The 19033-nt window shown below is 57.0% G+C and carries 14 protein-coding genes, 1 tRNA gene and 1 pseudogene; 9 read left to right on the top strand and 7 right to left on the bottom strand.

Annotation, left to right across the window (positions count from 1 at the left end):
• Positions 1–36: 36 nt before the first annotated feature.
• The gene (locus HSS18214_RS0114425) at positions 37–2850 is read left to right on the top strand and encodes a DUF349 domain-containing protein (protein WP_016915984.1); all 2814 of its coding nucleotides are present in this window, start codon (positions 37–39) and stop codon (positions 2848–2850) included.
• Between the two features lie 96 nt (positions 2851–2946).
• Here HSS18214_RS0114425 and phbB read toward each other — a convergent pair whose 3' ends face one another.
• The gene (phbB, locus tag HSS18214_RS0114420; protein WP_026001958.1) at positions 2947–3693 is read right to left on the bottom strand and encodes an acetoacetyl-CoA reductase; all 747 of its coding nucleotides are present in this window, start codon (positions 3691–3693) and stop codon (positions 2947–2949) included.
• 79 nt (positions 3694–3772) lie between these two features.
• Positions 3773–4006 (bottom strand): hypothetical protein, encoded by a 234-nt coding sequence (locus tag HSS18214_RS19135; protein ID WP_156808528.1) that lies wholly within the window; start codon positions 4004–4006, stop codon positions 3773–3775.
• On the opposite strand from HSS18214_RS19135, the gene HSS18214_RS0114415 reads away from it, so the two are divergent.
• Positions 3970–4046, top strand: a tRNA-Met gene (locus HSS18214_RS0114415). The genes HSS18214_RS19135 and HSS18214_RS0114415 overlap by 37 nt on opposite strands.
• Positions 4047–4149: 103 nt before the next feature.
• Positions 4150–4698, top strand: coding sequence for an HD domain-containing protein (locus tag HSS18214_RS18315; protein ID WP_237718633.1), 549 nt, complete (start codon positions 4150–4152; stop codon positions 4696–4698).
• A gap of 102 nt (positions 4699–4800) precedes the next feature.
• On the opposite strand, the gene HSS18214_RS19215 is transcribed toward HSS18214_RS18315, so the two are convergent.
• The 4 genes from HSS18214_RS19215 to hsdR all read right to left on the bottom strand — a co-directional run bounded on the left by HSS18214_RS19215 (position 4801) and on the right by hsdR (position 12596).
• A complete protein-coding gene (locus tag HSS18214_RS19215) occupies positions 4801–6150 on the bottom strand; it encodes a restriction endonuclease subunit S (protein ID WP_026001957.1) in 1350 nt (449 codons plus the stop codon).
• Entirely contained in the window at positions 6150–7784 is a 1635-nt protein-coding gene (locus HSS18214_RS0114400; RefSeq protein ID WP_016915980.1) for a class I SAM-dependent DNA methyltransferase, read from the bottom strand. The genes HSS18214_RS19215 and HSS18214_RS0114400 overlap by 1 nt, the downstream gene beginning before the upstream one ends.
• 23 nt (positions 7785–7807) lie before the next feature.
• On the bottom strand, positions 7808–8914 hold the full coding sequence (gene fic, locus HSS18214_RS0114395; protein ID WP_016915979.1) for a protein adenylyltransferase Fic: 1107 nt from the start codon (positions 8912–8914) through the stop codon (positions 7808–7810).
• Positions 8915–9059: 145 nt separating this feature from the next.
• On the bottom strand, positions 9060–12596 hold the full coding sequence (gene hsdR, locus HSS18214_RS0114390; RefSeq protein WP_016915978.1) for a type I restriction-modification system endonuclease: 3537 nt from the start codon (positions 12594–12596) through the stop codon (positions 9060–9062).
• 294 nt (positions 12597–12890) lie between these two features.
• On the opposite strand from hsdR, the pseudogene HSS18214_RS19790 reads away from it, so the two are divergent.
• Positions 12891–13328 (top strand): annotated as a pseudogene (locus HSS18214_RS19790) (outer membrane beta-barrel protein); the annotation flags it as partial.
• A 72-nt stretch (positions 13329–13400) separates the two neighbouring features.
• Here HSS18214_RS19790 and HSS18214_RS19615 read toward each other — a convergent pair.
• On the bottom strand, positions 13401–14462 hold the full coding sequence (locus tag HSS18214_RS19615; protein WP_016914375.1) for an RNA-guided endonuclease InsQ/TnpB family protein: 1062 nt from the start codon (positions 14460–14462) through the stop codon (positions 13401–13403).
• Positions 14463–14482: 20 nt separating this feature from the next.
• Here HSS18214_RS19615 and tnpA point away from each other — a divergent pair, with 20 nt between their 5' ends.
• From tnpA to HSS18214_RS0114345, 5 genes are all read left to right on the top strand, one after another.
• Positions 14483–14938 carry an IS200/IS605 family transposase gene (gene tnpA, locus HSS18214_RS0114375; RefSeq protein WP_016915975.1) on the top strand — a complete coding sequence of 152 codons (456 nt, stop codon included), beginning with the start codon at positions 14483–14485 and terminating at the stop codon, positions 14936–14938.
• A gap of 295 nt (positions 14939–15233) precedes the next feature.
• Complete coding sequence (locus HSS18214_RS0114370) at positions 15234–15851, top strand: DUF2201 family putative metallopeptidase (protein WP_016915974.1); 618 nt, start codon at positions 15234–15236, stop codon at positions 15849–15851.
• Positions 15808–16923 (top strand): helix-turn-helix transcriptional regulator, encoded by a 1116-nt coding sequence (locus HSS18214_RS0114365; protein WP_237718631.1) that lies wholly within the window; start codon positions 15808–15810, stop codon positions 16921–16923. Before HSS18214_RS0114370 ends, HSS18214_RS0114365 begins: the two co-directional genes overlap by 44 nt.
• A 216-nt stretch (positions 16924–17139) precedes the next feature.
• The gene (locus HSS18214_RS0114355; protein WP_237718630.1) at positions 17140–17625 is read left to right on the top strand and encodes an opioid growth factor receptor-related protein; all 486 of its coding nucleotides are present in this window, start codon (positions 17140–17142) and stop codon (positions 17623–17625) included.
• A gap of 454 nt (positions 17626–18079) precedes the next feature.
• Entirely contained in the window at positions 18080–19024 is a 945-nt protein-coding gene (locus HSS18214_RS0114345; RefSeq protein ID WP_016915969.1) for a tetratricopeptide repeat protein, read from the top strand.
• The last annotated feature ends 9 nt before the right edge of the window (positions 19025–19033 follow it).

The raw sequence follows: 19033 nt of genomic DNA, 5'->3' as shown, positions 1-19033 counted from the left end.
TTTTTTCATATTACGCACCTCTTGGCAGGATGATCCATGCACGGACTGTTACGACGCCTGTTCGCTCCTCGGTGGCAACACCCCGATCCCGAGGTGCGTCTCAAGGCACTTCATACGCTGGACCCACAGCATCCTGAGCAGCGCACCGCGCTTGTCACGCTCGCCCAGGACGACAACACCGAGGTAGCACTGGCCGCCTTGCTGGCGCTGGATGACCTGCAAGGCCTGATGGCAGGCTATCCCGAACAGGCCGATAACGAGGCGTGGTTCAACGCGCTTTGCCAGCGGCTCACCGGAGCCGAGGGCCGCACCGACCTGGCCACGCGACAGAGTGTCGTGGCGCAACTGACTGACCCACGCTTATTGAACGCGCTAGCCGCCCAGGGCGACAACCTGAGCCTGCGCCTGGCCGCCCTGAAACGGATGACCGATGAGCAGATGCTGGTGGAGCACGCCTGCCATAACAGCGTGGCGGCCGTACGTCAGCAGGCGGCCGAGCGTATCACCGACGAAGACAACCTCAAGCGCCTCCTGAAAGAAGCCCGGCGTGACCGGCAAGTGGTCCGGCTGGCCAGGGAAAGGCTCACCCAGCGACGTGACGATGCCGAGTGGCTGGCCGAGCAGCAGGCTCAACGCGAGCACCTTCTAGCACAAATGGAAAAGCATGCCCACGCCCCCTGGGAACCACTCTATGGCGGGCGCTTTCGCCATCTCGAGCGGGAATGGCGGCAGTTGGATCACCCGGCCACCGCTGAACAGGAACAGCGTTTCCAGCAGGCCGTACTGGGTTGCCGCAAAACACTGCAGGATCATGAGGCACAAGAGCAGGCACGCCAACAAAGCCTGGCTCGCCGGGCCGAAGTCGAGAACACCCGCGATCAGCTGTTGAGCGGACTCGAAGAAACGCTGGAAGGCCTGACTCACGGCACTGACCTGACGGCTCAGGATATCGATAGCCTGCGCGCCCAGCGACAGCTGCTGGACCAGCGTTGGCAGGCGCTCTCCGATCAGCACGCCCCCCATGAGACTGCCCAGCAGCGCTATTATCAGGTGCTGCAGCAGTACGAACACTGCCTGGAGGCCTGGCAGCGCTGGCTGGCGGTACGCAGCGCGCTGGAGCAAGCGGTGGTCCAGCACGACACGGCGGCGCTCAGCGCACTGATGACCCAGTGCGATTGGCCAGCCACCTTGACGTCTCCCGCACTGCTGGCACAGGCGCAAACACAGCTGGCACATACGCCCCAAACCAGCGCCACACCTCCCTCGGGGCCTTCGCTCGAGGCCCTGGCCGCCGACCTGGATAGCTTCGAGCATCTGCTGGAGCGCGGTTCGTTCAAAAGCGCCAGCCGCCAGCACCAGCGCCTCAAACCGCTGATAGAAGCGCTGTCAGGCGACGAGGCCCAACCCCTCAAGCGGCGACTCAAGCAGCTAGGCGCCCGGTTGGCCGAACTACGTGACTGGCGCGGCTTCGTGGCAGGTCCCAAACGTGAACAGCTATGTGCCAGTATCGAGACGCTGGCCGGCGACCAGCACATGGCCGAAGCGGCACTGGATCGCCATCACCGCCAACTGGTCAAGGAGTGGAAAGCACTGGGAGATGCCGCCGCCAATCGCGAGCAATCCGCACGCTTTCGCCACGCCTCCGACCGGATTCACGAGCGCCTCGCCCCCTGGCGCGCACAGCTCGACGCCGAACGCGATGCCAACCTGCGTGGCCGTGAAGCGCTCTGCGAACAGCTCGAAACCCTGCTGGCCCAGCCTGCCGAAGATGCCGACCCGGACGTGCTGCGTGAAATTCGTGACAAGGCACGTCTTCAGTGGCGACATTACTCCCCCGTACCACGCGAGCATAGCGAAGCGATTGGCCGACGATTTGGCGCGATTCGCCATCGGCTGCAGGCTCTGATCGATCAGCGTGCGGAGCAGATTGCCCATCAAAAGCGTGACCTGATCGAGCAGGTCAATGCCCTTCAAAGCGAGGACGCACAGCCGCTGGACGCGCGCATTGCGCGTACCAAACAGCTGCAGCAGCAGTGGCGAACGCTAGGCCGCGCACCAAAGGGGGAAGAGCAGGCCCTTTGGAAGGCGTTCCGCAGCGCCTGCGACCAGCTGTTTGCCCAGCGAGAGGCTCGCAAGCAGGCACAAGCCTCGCGGCAACAGCACTCCCTGGACCAGCTGCAGGAGATCATTGATGAAATGGACAGCTGGCAGCCCACCCATGCCAGTGACACCCGTACGCTGGAACAGTATCTCTCTCGTGTCGAGCAGTGGGAGCCCCTGCCCAGGCACCGGCGCAGTGACGGCATGCAGCGCCGTTTGGGCGGCATCGTGCGTGCCAAGCGCGAGCGACTCAACCGTTTGGCCATGACCGAGGCCGTAGCCCGCTGGCAAGCGCTGACGCCCCTTATCCACGCGCATTTGCAGGCCGACCAGCAGGCCTTACAAGGCGAGCCCACGCCCAGCGTCGACGTATCCCAAATACAGACCCCACCGCTGCCCGAACACTTTGCAAACGCTCATCAGCAGCGCAACCAGGCCCGACAAGCGCTGCTTGCCGCCGGAACGCCCGCGCAGGATAACGCTCTGGAAGAGCCACTGGCCCGCCTGAGGGTGCATCTTTCATTGCTGGCGCTGGGAACCGTCAATCAACGTGACGAGCCGCTTCGCCTGGCCATTCAGGTCGAGCGGCTCAACAGCGGTATTCATCAAACGCGTAGCCCCGTCGATGAGCTGAATGACGTCCTGGCCGAGCTGCTCGCACTGGGGCCGTTACCCAGCGAACTGTGGCAGCAAGAAGCGCCTGAAATCGAGCGACTGCTGCAGCGACTGGCCAGACCACCCCAGCCCTGAATCCCTCCAAAGCAGACGGCACTCACGCAAACGGGCGGCGCATGGCCTCCCGTTTTTCACAACGCTCTTGTGAAGCGTCGTGCCTGACAGCAGGGCTTAGCCCATGAATTGACCGCCGTTGATGTCGATATTGGCGCCGGTAATGAACCCTGACTCCTTGTCCGCCAGGAACGCCACCAGGCGACCAATCTCTTCCGGCGTGCCGTAGCGCTTCACCGGGATGGTTTCACGGATCGCCTCGCGCACCGGCTCGGGAATCTTCATGATCATATCGGTGGCGATATAGCCCGGCGATACGGTATTGACCGTAATCCCCTTGGTGGCGGTTTCCTGCGCCAGCGACATGGTCAAACCATGCATACCGGCCTTGGCCGCCGCATAGTTCACCTGGCCAAACTGTCCTTTACGTCCATTGATGGAGGAGATATTGATAATCCGGCCGTAGCCATTCTCCAGCATCATCTCGATCACGCTGCGGCACGTGTTGAACACCGTATTGAGGTTGGTATCAATGACTTGATACCACTGCTCATAGGACATTTTTTTCATGGTGCCATCGCGTGTGATACCGGCACAGTTGACCAGCACACTGATGGGGCCATGCTTTTCGTGGATCTCGCGGGCACCTTCGACACAGGCATTGTGGTCGGACAAGTCCACACCGGACAGTGCAATGTTGTCATAACCATCGGCCTGCTGCGCTTCCAGCCACGTCTTGGCCTTGTCAGGGTTGTGATACCCCGCCACTACCAAATAACCCGCATCTGCCAACGCGCGGCAGATTGCCGTTCCGATTCCACCAGTTCCACCAGTTACCCAGGCGACGGGGGCTTGATTGGCCATTGACTACCTCCCAGATATGACAAATGGCTTGGACTGTAAGCACTGTTATGGCGTCGCAAGCCACTTTGAATAAGCGCCTTCACGCTTTTTTCACTGACAGCGAGCCGCTTGAACTCATCAGCGGCACGCTGACCGCATGCTTTTTATTATGCCTACTGAAAGCATAGCTATACTCTGGCCATGTTGCAGCACGATGATCATGACCGCCAGCATAAAAGCGTTTTATCGAAGGGGTTGACTTGGCGATAAAAATGCGTAGAATACGCCACACGTTGATGCGGGGTGGAGCAGTCTGGTAGCTCGTCGGGCTCATAACCCGAAGGTCATCGGTTCAAATCCGGTCCCCGCTACCAATATTTTGAAAGGCAGATCAGTTACTTACTGATCTGCCTTTTTTGTTGCCTGCCCTTCCAAAAAGCTCTGTGCCCAAATTGTGCCCACACCGTGCCCAGGGTATTGGAACGTAAGGACCGTATCGAGACGTTTCTGAATGCACCCGCCAGCGTGACCTACCACCACGCCTATGCAGGTGGGTTGCTAGAGCATTCGCTGAACGTCGCGAATAATGCTGTTTCCATGTTGCACTTAAATGAGCCAGCTATGCCGCGCCTGATGCAGGAAACGTGCTTTGTAGCGGGGCTGTTGCACGATATTGGTAAGACGTATACATACGACTCGAAAGGCAAGCCTAACGCGGCGTGGAAGCTCTGTAGCCACGATGCGTTTACGCTAGAAGCGTGTGCCTATGGCCTTGCCTATTTAGACCAACATGAGCCTGATATTGCGATGACCTTACGCCATATCTGGACATGCGCTTCCCCGGGCGCGCGTTATGGCCAGCCAGCCGCCATGACACTGGCTCGCTACATTCGTGATGCAGATGGGCAAAGCGCCATGACAGATAACCAACAACGTGCGTTTCGTAGCAAAAGCCAGTGGGGCTTTAGCCGGATTGGGCAAAACGTTTTCTGGCGGCCAGAGACACCTATGTTGCAGGCACAATAGCGCTAGAGAGTAGAAGCATTAGCCTGCCGCCGACGCTAACGCGTGGCGGCTTTTTTTATGCCTTACTTCGTCTGTCTTACAAACCCTAGGCGGGTCTACTGCTCATGCGGTGGTTCTCTTTTGACGGGTTTTCTTCGCTGGCTTCATCGCCGCCCGCTCCGCCTTGATCCGCTCCATCAACGCCTGCGCACTGTTTTCCCCGCTGATCAGCTCCGGGTTGTCCTTGCGCCACTGCTCGGTAAGTTCGCCACGGAACGCCTTGGCCAGGATGGACTGGGTGAGGCTGTTGACGCGGGCCAGGGCGTTGTTGACCTGTTGCTCGATGCGGTCGGCGTGGGCGAAGAGTTGGTCTACTCGGCGGACGATTTCGGTTTGTTCCTCTGGCGAGGGGATTGGCAGTATGAATCCTTTCAGAATTTTCGCGGGTAATTGAGGCTGTGCCGATCCCGTGCTCTGATCATTAATAAACTTCCGGAAAAGTGGAGATGCGATAAGGATCTTGAAGTAGTCATTGGAATAATCGGGCTGTTTCTTTCTGAGAATCAGCATCCCCGAATTTATTCGCACTATCTCGAATGGAACGCTTTCATCAAAGGACGCCACGTGACCTAAGGTTCCCCTTGTCGTAATGACTAAGTCTCCCCGGGTTAGGCGCCCTTTGCGCAGTATTTCGTCCTTTTCCTTTGAGATGAAGACCTGATCTGTGAAACCGAAACCGAACGGACGAACGTTTTTCGTCGACAGAAATAGACAGTATCCGGAGTCCAGGTACTCATGTTTTTTAGGGTAGTTGGGGCCTCTGTCCCCATCAATACACTCAAAGCACTCGTCTAGCTTTTTTGACTCCCAAGGTTTGAGTTCCTCCGTCAACCGCCCACTCACCGCCGCAGCCAGCACGGACTGGCGGAAGCGTTTGAGGATTTGCGGGATGCGTTCGAGGCGGGCTTTGGTGTTTTCCACCTGGGCCAGCAGGGTGTCGAGTTTGTCGGCGATGACTTTTTGTTCGGCGAGAGGCGGAAGAACCGCATTCAGCTCCTTCAAAAAGCCCCCCGAGACTGCCTTAAATGTGGTTCCCGTTCCCTGCTGACTCATCCAGGGCTCAATACAGCGAAAATAATGGAGCAGGAATCTTGGATCGACTGCTTTATTTTCCGCTCTGATCGCTGCGAGCCCGCGTCCAATAGCTGTTGTCCGGTTTGCAACATTGGTAGGCCCAACTGGCGCTCGAACTGATAACAAGATATCGCCGGATTCAGCAATTTTTTTTGGCGCAGTGCAGAATTTTCGCGCAGTGGGATTAAGTTTTCCGAACTCAGCTTTCCCTTGGAAAAAAGCAATTCCGTCCCCAGAGTTGTTTACGTCCGAGCTCGAAGGAGATTGACCCATATTCAGTGTCGCAATATCGATCAACTTTACCGGTAACCAAGCGGAAGGCCTGTCTGAAAACTCCATTACTTAACGCCCTCCAAAACTTCATTCAAAAGCACCCGAGCCCCATCAGCCTCCTCCTCAGCCCCCAACTCCCGCATCAACGCATCCAGCTCGCCCAATGCCTGCACCAGCTCCCCCATGGCCTCACCCGCCAATACACTCGGCTCCGGCAGGTTGGCGGCATCCACGCTGTCGCTGTCCTTCAGCCAGGAAATATCCAGCGAATCGCCCTTGTGCTCGGCAATCCATTGGCGGCTGAAACTGCGCCAGCGGCTATGTGCCAGGCGCGGGTCGATGCCTTCGTTTTCGTCGCTGTGTTCGGGCAGTTCGATGTCTTCGGAATGGAAGCTGTATTCTCCTTCCTTGCGCTCGCTGTCGCCGTTAGGGCTTTCGCCATAAACAGCTTCAAACGGCTTCAGGTGCGGGTCGCCAAAGGGGGTGCGTTTGCCGAAGCTGGGCATGTTGGTACGCAGGTCGTAGACCCAGACGTGTTCCGTGCAGTTCTCTTCCTGGTATTTGTCCTTGGCGCTGCCCTTGGTGACCTTTCCTTTTGTGAAAAATAGCACGTTGGTTTTCACGCCCTGGGCGTAGAAGATACCGGTGGGCAGGCGCAGGATGGTGTGCAGGTTGCACTTGTTCATCAGGTCCCGGCGCACGTCGGTGCCCACGCCGGCTTCGAACAGCACGTTGTCCGGCAGCACCACGGCGGCGCGGCCACCGGGTTTGAGGTTGCGGTAAATGTGCTGCAGGAAGGCGAGCTGTTTGTTGCTGGTTTTGTAGGTCAGGTCGTCCCGGGTGATGCTGGCGTCGCCGCCCTTGCTGGTGCCAAAGGGCGGGTTGGCGAGAATCACGTCGGCCTTTTCCAGTCCGGCGCCGGTCTGGCCCAGGGCGTTGCCCAGGTGCACTACGCCTTCGGCGTCCCCTTCCATACCGTGCAGCAGGCAGTTCATCAGCGCCAGGCGGCGGGTGCCGGGCACCAGTTCGATGCCCACGTAGGCCTTGGTGGTCTGAAAGGTTTTCGCTTCGGCCTTCAGCTCGTACAGGTCATCGGTCTGGCTTTTGATGTATTCGTGGGCGGCAATCAGAAAGCCTGCGGTGCCCGCGGCCGGGTCCTGGATGCGCTCACCCGGTTGCGGCTTCAGGCAGCGCACCATGGTGTTGATCAGGGCGCGGGGCGTGAAGTACTGGCCGGCACCGGACTTGGTTTCGTTGGCGTTCTTTTCCAGAAGGCCTTCGTACAGGTCGCCCAGGCCGTCTTTCTGGGCGCTGAACCAGTCAATCTGGTCCAGGGTTTTGATCATCTGTTCCAGATGGCGCGGCTCCCGCAGGCGGGTCTGGGCATCGGCGTAGATGGCGCTGATCAGCGGGTCGTCGTGTACCAGATTGCCGTCGCCGTCCTTGCCGGTGGACAGGCTGAGCAGGATGCGTTTGTAGTCGTTCAGCAGGTTGATGCCGGATTTGCCGTTCAGGTCGGTCCAGCGGCAGCCTTCCGGCAGCGGGTGTTTTTTCAGGGTGCCGGCTTCGGTATTCTCGTGCACCATTTTGATGAACAGCAGCAGCACCAGTTCGGTGACGTAGTCGGAGTAGTTGATGCCGTCGTCCCGCAGAACGTCGCAGAGGTTCCAGAGTTTCTGGACGATGTCGTTGTTGGTCATGTGTGTTCTCAAGGTTGCTGAATTCAGTGGTAAGGCTGAAGCTCGTTGCTATCGCTGGTCATCAGGCGTAGCAGGCGCGGATTAAGGAACAGCTTTTCGTTGCCTGCTGTTTTCTCCTGCAGTACGCCAATCTCGACCAGCTGTTTCAGGTAACTGGATGCTGTCTGCCGTTTGGCTATGTCTTTTTCTACCAGGTTGCTGATGCGGCAATAGGGCTGCTCAAAAATGGTCTGGACCAGTTCGTGGCTGTAGATCTTGGGCAGCGCTTGTCTGACATGGTCTTCAGTTTCAGTAATGAGCTTTCTCATGGCGGCGATCTTGGCGCAGGTCCAGGACGATACCTGCTCCACGCCGTTAAGCATAAAGATAATCCACTCCTGCCACTCACCGGTGCGGGTAACCTGGGTCAGTAGGCGGTAGTAATCGTTTTTGTGCTGAACTATGTAGCGGCTCAGGTAGAGTATGGGCAGGGTGAGTAGCCGCTGTTCGATCAGGTAAAGCACATTGACGATACGGCCGGTTCGTCCATTGCCGTCGTGGAACGGATGAATGGCTTCGAACTGGTAATGGCTGATGGCCATTTTGATCAGTGGGTCCGTGTCGTCGTCTGCATGCAGATAGTTTTCCCAGTTGGTGAGCAGGTTGCGAATAACCGCTTCACCAACCGGTGGGGTGTAGATGGTTTCACCGGTTGCCTGATTGCCAATGATGGTCCCGGGCACCTTACGTACATCCATATCCACGCCTTTCAGCGTGCTGCACACCTCTATAGCGGTGCTCGCGCACAGTGGTTTGCGCTGAAGATGGACGAAGCCCTCATAAAGGGCTGTGCGATATCGGAGCGCTTCTTTGGTAGCCGGATCGGCCCCCTGATCTTCCTGCGAAAACTGAAACAGTTTGTCGGTGGTGGTGACGATGTTCTCGATCTCGGAACTGTCTTTGGCTTCCAGCAGTGGCAGAAGGTTTATCAGCAGTGATTGATTCGGAATCAGTTCACCTGCCTGTTTAAGCTCAGCCAGAGCGGCCCGGGCGGGAATGCAGGCTTTGAGGATGCCCAGAGTCTCGGTCACTTCTTTGGCAGGCGGAAGCGGCGGTAACTGGTTGTAAGGCTGATCCGGTCGCCAGGCCATGTTTAAATTCCTTGAAAATTTCGACAAAGGTGTGTGTTTTGCGCAGTCTATGTTTATGCGGTAAACATAGCAATGATCTGTGTCGAAAAAATACTGAAAAATCGACACAGGTTAAACCTATGTCGATTCCATAAACATGGCATTCTCAAGCACTCCGCTCCGGCCACATCGCCTCATTCAATTCCTCCAGCACGGTATCCAGCTGCGCTCCCAGCACCTTGTCCATCTGTTTCGCCCCGCCATCATCGGCAAACCGGTGGTTCACAAACTCCCGGTCGATGATGACTTCGTGCACTAGTTGCTTGGCCAGGCGTTCCAGCCATTTGCGCTGGTTCGGGGTCCAGTTGTGTTGGGTGTAGATGCGGTCCATGGCTTCCGCTACCCGCTGTTCGAAGGGAATCAGCGGCTCGCCCAGGGCGGCGCGGCGGATGTAGCCGATGATGCTGGCGGCGATATCTTTGTTGGTCTGGTTGCGCACGGCGCTTTGCAGACGGGCTTCGGAGTAGCCGTGGTTGTCCAGCAGCAGTTTTACTTCCCGTAGCTGTTCGCGGGTGAGGTCACGGGGTTTGTTGACCACCACGGCCAGGGCGGCAGACTGGTTGAGTTGCTGTTTGATGAATTCGTTGAAGCTGTCCAGGTAGTCTTCGGGTTTGCTGTGCACGCCGTAGGTTTGGGTGCGCTCCTGGATTTCGTCGTCGTGGTCGGAGATCAACGGCATGTAGTCGCTGCCAACCAAGGATTTCACCTCTGCTAACTGGCCCAGCAGGCCGCTGTGCTGCTTGATGAACTCGGAGGCCTGGCGGGGGCCGAGCTGGTGCAGGTGGGTGTGCAGGGATTTGGGTTCCACACCCCAGCTCTGGTGCAGTTCGTCCAGTTTCTGTTTCAGTTCGGGGCGGTTCTCGGCTTTGTTGTCGGCCTTGCGCAGCACTCGCATAAGTTTCTGGCTGAGCTGGCTGAGTACCACATCGGCCTGGCTTTCGTCCGGTAACTCGCCGGGGCTGTTGAGGGCCTTTTCCAGTTGCTCGTCGTCGGTGAGCTCGTCCACCAGTTGTTCCAGGGTGATGTTGGGGTCTTTCACCAGGGGCTTCATGGTGTTCACATCCTGCAGGGCAGCGTAGATGTCCACCGGGTCGTAGATGCGGAACACGGTTTTGCCGATCTCGTCGCAGCGGCGGGTGGCGCGGCCGATCATCTGTTCATACAGGATGCGTGAGCGCACGCGGCGCATGAACACCAGGTTGCAGATGCGCGGTACGTCGATGCCGGTGGTGAGCAGGTCCACGGTGATGGCGATGTTGGGGTAGCGTTCGTTCTTGTAGCGGCGGATAAGCTGGTCCACCTTGTCGCTCTGGCCGGTGATCTTGGCCACGGCGGCTTCGTTGTAGCGGCCGTTGTAGAGATCCTTGAAGGCATCGTCCAGCAGGCGTTTGACCATGTCCGCGTGCAGGTCGGTGGCACAGAAAATCATGGTTTTCTCGTCGCCGAACGGGTCCAGCTCCTGTACCAGCTGTTCGCAGATTACCTGGTTGAAGTTCTCGTTGATCACCCGGCGGTTGAAGGCGTCGACCTCGAAGGTGAGCTCGTCTTCCAGCTCGGTGGTGTCCACTTCTTTGGTCTGGGTATTTAGCACGGTGACGGAATCGCCTTTCTCAAAGGTGATGCCGTTTTTGGTGAGCAGGGTTTCGTAGCGGATGGGCGGTTCGTGGTCGATCAGCCAGTCGTCTGCCACGGCTTCCCGGTAGGAGTAGGTGTACACCGGTTTGCCGAAGATCTCGCTGGTGTGCTTGGCCGGGGTGGCGGTGAGGCCGATTTTCACCGCATCGAAGTAATCCAGCACCCGGCGGTAGCTAGACAGGTACTGGCTGGTGTCCCGCAGGGCCAGTTCGCCCTCTGTCATTTCCTGGTCCAGGGTGTAGCCCCGGTGGGCTTCGTCGATGATGATGCAGTCGAACTGGTCGATAGGCGGCGGGTTGTCGCTCATGAAGATGCGTTTCACCATGGCCTGCACGGTGGCCACCTGAATGCGGGTTTCCGCTTCGGCGGCCATGTCGCCCAGCTCGGCAACGTTGTAGATCTTGCTGAGGGTGTGGTTCTGTTCCAGCGGTGCTTCGTTGAAGGCATCAATGGCCTGCTGGCCCAGTGCGGTGCGGTCCACCAGGAACAGGATTCGGTGAAAGCGTTCGGCTTTCAGGAAACGGTACATCAACCCGATGATGGTACGGGTTTTACCGGTGCCGGTGGCCATGGCCAGCAGCGCGGTGCGCACGCCACGTGCCAGGGCGTTTTCGGTGGCGATGATGGCGTTCTGTTGGTATTCCCGCAGTTTCAGGTAGCCGAATGGTTCTTCCTTTAACCGTTTCTCAGCGCTTTCCTTGTCCCGTTCCAGCAAATCCAGCAGGCCGCCCGGGGTGTGGAACTGCGGCAGTGCCCGGCGCAGGTTGCTGGGCTCGCGCACATCCCGAAACCAGGTGCCAGATTGTTCCGCCAGCTGCGGTACATAGGGGCGACCGTTGCAGGAATACACAAAAGGTACGTGGTAGTGGCCGCTCTCGTCAGCGGGCCAAGCGATGGTGCGGCCCATCAACTCCCAGGCGCCGACTAACGGAGCTTCCACTTTGAAGCCCTTGCTGTAGCGCTCGGCCTGGCGAATTTTACCGGCCACGTTGGTGTTCTCTTTCTTGGCTTCCACCACGGCGATGGGTGTAAGGCCTACAAAGAGCACGTAATCCGCCCGGCCCTTCTCGCCGTTATGGTTGGTGGGCCATTCGGCGATGGCGCGATAGGTGCCTTTCTCCGGGCGGGCACCTTTCTGGAAGGTGATGTCCTGGCTGTCCGCTTCCCAACCGGCTTCCTGCAATTGCTGGTCGATGAGAATGCGGGTGAGTTCTTCGTTCAGTACCAGGGTATCCGTGGCGGCCTTGGTTTGCTTGGCCACCTGCTGGCGCTGCTGGTTAACGGATTGTTCGCCCTGCTCCGTGAGCTGCTGTTGCAGGGCTTTGATCTTCTGCTCGTAGGCCTGTTGCTGCTGGCTCAGGGCCTGTTCGTGCTGGCGCGCCTGTTCCGCCAGGGAGCGGGATTCCTCATCCATGGCCATGGCCAGGGCTTCGTATTCTGCCTTCTCTTGTTCGATCAGCTGGCTGAGCTGCTGGCTGCTGTCCAGCGCCATATTGGCGTGTTGCAGATCGTGCCGCAGTTTTTCGATGTCGCTCTGAAGCTGGCGCAACTGGGCGCTGGGGTCGGCGGGGGGTATGAAAGGGCCGGGCTTGAAGCTGGCACAGGCTTTACCGAAGGAGCGGTGAAACCAGATGGCCAGGGCCCGCGCCACTTTCAGGCCATCCATGGCCTCCTTGTGTTGGGTACGGAACTGGTGAGTGGCTTTGTTGCCTTCAATCCGCAGGATATGAAACAGTTCTTTGATCTGCGGTTCCAGCCGCAATTCCCGGTTCAGGCGGTAAAGAAGCTCCGACTGGCTGGTTTGTTCGTCACATTCGATACCGGAGAGCGCAGCCAGATGTTGAGCAAGCGCTTCGCCTAGCTGGCGGAGTTTGATAAGGGTAGTGTTAGGGTCGCTGGAGAAAGCCCCCTCAGCAGCGGATGCCAACTGCACAAAAAGCGCGTCATGCTCGGCTAGGAAACTAAAATTTGTTGAGATTTGGTCGCTGACTCGCACAAACGGCTCCATGTCATCTGCATTTAGCACTTGCTAAGAAAGATTCAGCTTTCAGCATTATGCTACTAATCAATGGACTTTATCAGGGTGGTGCGAAATGACCACCCATAACGCAGCTAAATATACAGAACACTTAATTCATCAGCAGTGCTGCAGGGACAAACCAACCCATAGTTAATGGCGTCACCAAAACATCGTTAGCAACCTGAAAGAGTCGCCCTGCCCGATACGCTATTCCAGCGTTGTACAAGTTGACATGCAGTTCTATGCTTCTTTTGGGGTTACTACATAGGGCAGGGGCAGGCCATGAACAAAAAGAAAATTATGGGCGCACTTTTATTGACGCTGGGTATGACAGGCGATGCCCTCGCAGAGAGTGGCTTCTATGGTGGGACGAGCATCGGTCAGTCAACCATCGATGCCTGTGGCGGTGTCACCAATTGCGACGACACAGATACCAGCTGGAAAATCTTCGGCGGCTGGGAGTTGAATTCGAACATCGTCTTCGAGGCTGCCTGGGTAGATTTTGGTGAGGTCAGTGGGTCTGTAGACGGTTCGGCAGTTAGCGCCGAAGCGGACGGCTGGACGATTGCTGCGAAAGGCATTTTGCCGCTCAACGAGCAGTTCGGCGTGTTCGGCAAACTTGGCGTGATCATGTGGGATATTAAAGGGAGCGGTGCTGCTGCCGGTATTAACGACGATGGTACCGACCTGATGTATGGCCTCGGGGCTCACTACATGTTCACTGACCAGCTCGGCATTGTAGGTGAGTGGGAGTGGTATGATATTGACAATGATATTGACGTCCTCCCCGCCCTAAAGGACGGGGATTCCAACTTCTTGAGGGCAACGTCCTGCCCCGAGGCTGAGGATATTCCGGGCCGCATTCACGTCCCGGTCGTGGAGTACACCACACTCCACGCACTCCCAGACCCTTACTCGCAACCCGTTGACGCCCTGCGGCCCGCTAAGCGAGCCGCACGACGAACAGGCGCGGGTGGTGTTGGTTTCGCGAACGACCTTGAAGACGATGCCTGCGTGAGCGCATTTATATTCCAGCATCGTTTTCAGTTGTGACCAGCCAGCGTCGTAGACGCTTTTGGCCATCCTGGTCTTCGCGAGCCTGGTTGAGGAAACATCGCCCACGACGATTTCGCCGTACTGGTTGACGAGTTTCCGGGAAAACTTGTGCTGCGCGTCCTGGCGACGGTTCTTGATCTTGGCGTGAATAGCTTTTACCCGCCGCTTGTTGCGGGCACGTTGGGCTGTCGCCAACTGGTCTTCCATGCGGCGGTAGAAGCGGCTGTTTTCCAGCCTTCCTCCATCGCTACAGGTGGCCACATCCTTGAGCCCAAGGTCGATGCCAACGGCGCCCTGCCCAAGCGTCGGCTGCACGTCCACCTCGACCGCAACATTGAAATACCACCGGCCCCGGCTATCTTCGTTGAAACTGCCGGCACGGAACTTGTATGTCGACAGGCCGTAGCTATCCCACACCTTGAAGTAGGTGCCGTTGTGAAATACCTGCCCGTTCTTCCACTTGGCCGCGCCGGTATTGACCGGAATCCAGCCAAGTGAGCGGCGTACACCGCCGGACTTGCGCCAATTCAAGCGGGGCTTTTTGAACTGCTTGCGGCGGGCAACGTATTCAGCAGCGATGCATTGCAGCGTTTGGCTGTGCAGGCCGAGGTCCTTGCCAGCACCCTTGGTATAGGGGTGCATGTCGTAGGCAGACAGAAACAGACCTTTCTCCCGAATGGCTCGGGAAGACAGTTCGTTGAGGTAGTTCCAAACAAAATTCACGCTGCGGGCCATGCGGTTAAGCTCGGCGGCGTGTTTGTCCTTCACTCGAACCTTGAGGGTCTTGGTCTGCTTCATGGCTGTAGTATAGTTGGCCTATGGAGACCAAACAAGACTTACGCACCGGTAGACACTGTGTTTTTATGATTCATGCTCACTTGGTCTTTGTGACCAAATACCGGGGCAGAATCTTCAACACTGAGCACCTCGACTCCCTTGAAACGCTATTTCGACGGGTCTGCGCGGATTTTGAAAGCGAGCTAGTTGAGTTCAATGGTGAGACAGATCACGTTCACCTGTTGGTTAACTACCCGCCAAAAGTGGCGTTATCCAAACTGGTGAACAGCTTGAAAGGCGTATCAAGCAGGAGATTGAAGCGGCTGCACCCCGAACTGGTGAAGCCTGCGTACCTGAAAAATGCGCTATGGAGTCCAAGCTACTTTGCGGGAAGTGTCGGAGGCGCCCCCCTGAGCATGGTCAAGCAGTATATTGAGCAACAATCGAGGCCGGACCAGGGACGCTCTCGCGCCCCTCGCTATCCACCCTCGCACTAGAAGTACGAGGTTTTTCGCGATGTTCGATAACGCCCATGGAGACTCAAGCACCAGTATGGCGCGACTGGCATGACGATTGCTCATTCTTATTCCTCATTATAGTTAAAACTTGCTTTTTCAGCTGACACTCTTGTGTCGGCAACGTGCTTATAAATTATTGTATCAAGAACTATTTTCAAACATTTTTCTCATGTGGCAGCACCATCACTAATCAGCATCTTCGAAAGGTGCGACACATAATGTCGCAATCAAGCTATAGCCTCACCTTCTCTTATCAAGGAAGGTGGCCGCGAAGATGACAATGAGCGAGTGTGTAACGACTCAAAAGACGACTCAGCAGGAAACAGCCAAGTGGTTAGCTGATCGTGAACGGTGGCAACATGAGCTGCCCATCATGGGCTACTTAAGCCAGTTTTTAACTGTCACGCCGGTGGTTGACTCCGCGCTCAATAGTGCGAGCACAGATGGTAAATCTCTCTTTTTTTGTCCCCAATACAGCGCTACGTTATCTGATACCTCCCGCCAGTTCCTGCAGGCGCATCTCATTTGGCATTGCGTGGCCGGCCATCTGATTGCACCGCTCGTAGCCGACGATCAACGTTGGCACCTTGCTTGCGACCATGAAGTGAATTCACTGCTGTTAGCACTTGAGATTCCTTTCCCTGCGGATGCCTTGCTCTTTCCCGTGTGCGTGGGGCGTAACGCATTGAGCGTTTACCGCTGGCTGGAGGGACACCCTAATCTTTCAGTTGAAACCTCCATGGATATACATCCCGCCGCCTTGTGGCATGCCTTACCTGACACCCAAGTCTCGCACAGCACCCTTATGCTCTGGAGACAACGTGCCCACCTGATCGCTAAAGAGCCAGGTGCTTTGCCAGAACAAGTCGCTACGTTTTGTGAGGCGCGCTAAACTCAACGCTTTCATGCATTCAGCCAAGGTTTGCGTCACTATGTCTGAGCCCCGCGATACGCTTTTTCGCTACTTAACCATGTTGCAGTTGATTCCTCGAGCACCAGGGCGTATCGCGACCCCCGTGTTGAAAGAGAAGCTTGCAGAGCGCGGGTTCAATATCGATACACGTTCGCTGCAGCGGGATTTAAGCCAGAAGCTATCCACGCAGTTTCCGATTGGCTGTGACGATAGCCAGAAACCTTACCGCTGGTATTTTGATCGTGACTTTCAGTGCCAGCTACCTGCGCTGGATGTGCCTGGTGCGCTGACGCTGGTTCTGGCAGAAGAGTACTTGAAAGGGTTGCTTCCTCCGGTGGTGGTCGGGCAACTCTCGCACCACTTTACCGATGCGCGGAAACTGCTGGACGATATGAGCACTAATGGGCTTAGTCAGTGGGCACGCAAGGTACGTGCCATTCCCAATGGCAAAGCGCTGATCCCCGCTGAGATTGACGAGGCAACCTGGCAAACCATTTCGCAGGCGCTCCTTGAGCAGAAAGCCGTTGACGTGATTTATCTATCGCGCACCAGTCACTCTGAAAAGGCGTTGACGCTTCATCCTCAAGGCATTGTGAGCCGCCACAGCGCCACCTATCTGTTAGCGCATGTGGACGGGTTCAGGGACCTGCGCCAGTTCGCCCTTCACCGAGTGAAGCTGGCAACATTAAGTCATCAGCCCTGGCAGGCGCAGCACGATTTTGACATCGATGAGTACATCCAGGGCGGTGCGTTTGGATACCGTCAGGGGCCAAGCGATGTGGTTCTGGAAGCTGACATTACCAGATCCGTAGCGTGGCTATTACAGGAAACGCCGCTGTCAGACAAACAGTCGATAGAAGCATTGCCGGGCACTGACAGTTGGTATCGGCTAACCGCCCATGTACCGGATGACCAACAAACTCTGTGGTGGCTGATGGGCATGGGGCCAAATATCAAGGTCCTTGCTCCTGATGTGTGGCAAGAAACGATCAAAACCAACGCAGAACAGATGCTGGCACATTACGCCACCGAACACTCTGCACCGTCATGAACAGCTTTTACTCCCAGGTTCTGACATACATGTTTTCCGCATGCGGAAAAAGCCACGACTTATCGTTTCTACACAAAGGAGGGTTACCATGCTCTATTTTGCTTACGGCTCCAACATGGCTACCCAGCGTTTAACAGATCGCCATGCGCGCGAGACGGCGTTATACGCGACGACAGAGCTCACTATGGAGGCTGTCTAATGGATAACGATACGCGCTTGATCGATTTTTACAGTGGCGAAGGCCTGGACCATAAAGGTCGGCGTCTAGAGGATATTTGGGCGCTGTCGTCCTTTTGGCTAGAACACACCCACGACTATATTCAGTGGCTGTTCCCTATTCCTGAGGCGGGCAGGTTTAACGGCTTTGCGCCCCTTTTAACACCCACCGTGCAAGCTGCCTTTCAAGATAGCGATGTTATGCGCCAGCACCAGCAGCAATCGCTAGCGGTGATGCTTGATTTTTTTGGCCTCGCTCGGGATGAAAACGGCATCGTTGCTCAACCAACGTTAGCGATACCAACGCACATCTGGCTGAAAGCCGGTGGCCATAACCATTTACGCATCACGCGTATCATTCGGTCACTGGCGCTGTGTCATCAGCCAGGCCTCGCACGCACTTTTCAGCAAGCCGTCATCGAGATTGGCACCCAGCAGGGGATGGTCGCTGATACGTCCATCCAATATTGGCGGGAGGCGCTTTAGACCAGCTTAAACGGCTCAATGTCTCTAAAGATGCCTGTTGGGGTCATGTCACGGCGAAGCGTAAACACCTCAACAGCTGCCACCGGATCGACCTGCTCTAGCAGATCAAAGTGGATTCGTTTCCACTGAGTCCGGGTGACCTTGATACTGTATAGGTACTGATCGCGTGTACCGCCTGTAGTGGGATCGACCACCTGACGATACCCGGATACCCGAGCTTCTTGAACAGAGGGCAAACGTACAAACACGGCACCAAGCACACGAAAGGCAATGCCATGAACATGGTCTCGATGCAGTTTCCTCTGCCGTGTAGCACTCTTCTTTCGAGGATCGGCTTTTTTGTGCGCATCACTTATGCAGCCAACGTTTTATTTCCAACGCATTGCTTGAATCCTCCACCTCACGCCTGCATATCCAAGGGTAATCCCTTTTTCACGCGATGCAGAGTTTACCCATGTCGATTATCGATCCCCGCACCGGCAACCCTTTGACGGCCGACCCCGCGACCAGCAAGAGCACTGCTGCACAGGGCGAGCGCCCCTCCGTTACTCGCGAAGAGGTCATTATCGAGCTGAACGCGGGCAATATTCAGCAGGTGTTGGAAGCGTCCATGCAGGTACCTGTGCTACTGGATTGCTGGGCTCCCTGGTGCGAGCCGTGCAAAAACCTGATGCCGGTGCTCGAGAAGCTGGCCGTCGAGTATGCCGGGGCATTTCTGCTGGCCACGCTGGACGTGGAAGCCAACCCGGAAATTGCCAGCCAGCTTGGCGTGCGCTCGGTGCCAGACGTAAAACTGGTAAGCCAGGGGGGCCTGGTGGATAGCTTTCAGGGGGCGTTGCCAGAGAAAGAAGTCCGCGAGTGGCTCAATCGCTACTTCCCTGCCCCCGGTAACGCACCGCCCAGCCCTGAAGAGCAGGCAGAGGAAGCCTTGGGCGCCGGCGACGCCGCTGGCGCACGGGAGATCTACCAAACGCTGATGGGCCAATATCCCGAGCACTACGCGTATCAGGTAGGTTTGGCCAAAGCGCTGGTCGCTGAAGGCCGTGGTGACGAAGCGCGCAGTGTGTTGGACAATTTGCCGCCAGAGGAGCGCGATGCGGCACCGGCCCGTGGCGTGCGCGCCAGCATCGAGTTCAGCGAGCAGGCGCTTTCAACCGAAGAGATCGCCGCGCTGGGTGATCGTACGGACAGCGAAGCGCAGTACCAGCGGGCGCTGCGCCAGGTGGCCGATGGCCAGTACGACGCAGGCCTGGAAGCCCTGCTAACGCTGATGAAGCAGGACCGCGCCTATAACGACGACGCGGCCCGCAAAACGCTACTGCAGGTGTTCGATGCGCTGGGAGCCGACCACCCGTTGACGGTCACCTACCGCCGCAAGCTGTTTGCCCTACTTTATTGATGCTGCACA

The organism is Vreelandella stevensii S18214 (assembly GCF_000275725.1).
Lineage (GTDB): Bacteria > Pseudomonadota > Gammaproteobacteria > Pseudomonadales > Halomonadaceae > Vreelandella > Vreelandella stevensii.
The sequence above is the reverse complement of the archived record's forward strand: the minus strand, read 5'-3'. Positions and strand labels throughout refer to the sequence as shown.

Excerpts from the sequence above, each read along its gene's own strand:
- HSS18214_RS0114425 (WP_016915984.1), top strand. The coding sequence starts at position 37 with ATGCACGGACTGTTACGACGCCTGTTCGCTCCTCGGTGGCAACACCCC.
- phbB (WP_026001958.1), bottom strand. The coding sequence starts at position 3,693 with ATGGCCAATCAAGCCCCCGTCGCCTGGGTAACTGGTGGAACTGGTGGA.
- HSS18214_RS19135 (WP_156808528.1), bottom strand. The coding sequence starts at position 4,006 with ATGAGCCCGACGAGCTACCAGACTGCTCCACCCCGCATCAACGTGTGG.
- HSS18214_RS19215 (WP_026001957.1), bottom strand. The coding sequence starts at position 6,150 with ATGGAGTTTTCAGACAGGCCTTCCGCTTGGTTACCGGTAAAGTTGATC.
- HSS18214_RS0114400 (WP_016915980.1), bottom strand. The coding sequence starts at position 7,784 with ATGACCAACAACGACATCGTCCAGAAACTCTGGAACCTCTGCGACGTT.
- fic (WP_016915979.1), bottom strand. The coding sequence starts at position 8,914 with ATGGCCTGGCGACCGGATCAGCCTTACAACCAGTTACCGCCGCTTCCG.
- hsdR (WP_016915978.1), bottom strand. The coding sequence starts at position 12,596 with ATGGAGCCGTTTGTGCGAGTCAGCGACCAAATCTCAACAAATTTTAGT.
- HSS18214_RS19615 (WP_016914375.1), bottom strand. The coding sequence starts at position 14,462 with ATGAAGCAGACCAAGACCCTCAAGGTTCGAGTGAAGGACAAACACGCC.
- tnpA (WP_016915975.1), top strand. The coding sequence starts at position 14,483 with ATGGAGACCAAACAAGACTTACGCACCGGTAGACACTGTGTTTTTATG.
- HSS18214_RS0114370 (WP_016915974.1), top strand. The coding sequence starts at position 15,234 with ATGACAATGAGCGAGTGTGTAACGACTCAAAAGACGACTCAGCAGGAA.
- HSS18214_RS0114345 (WP_016915969.1), top strand. The coding sequence starts at position 18,080 with ATGTCGATTATCGATCCCCGCACCGGCAACCCTTTGACGGCCGACCCC.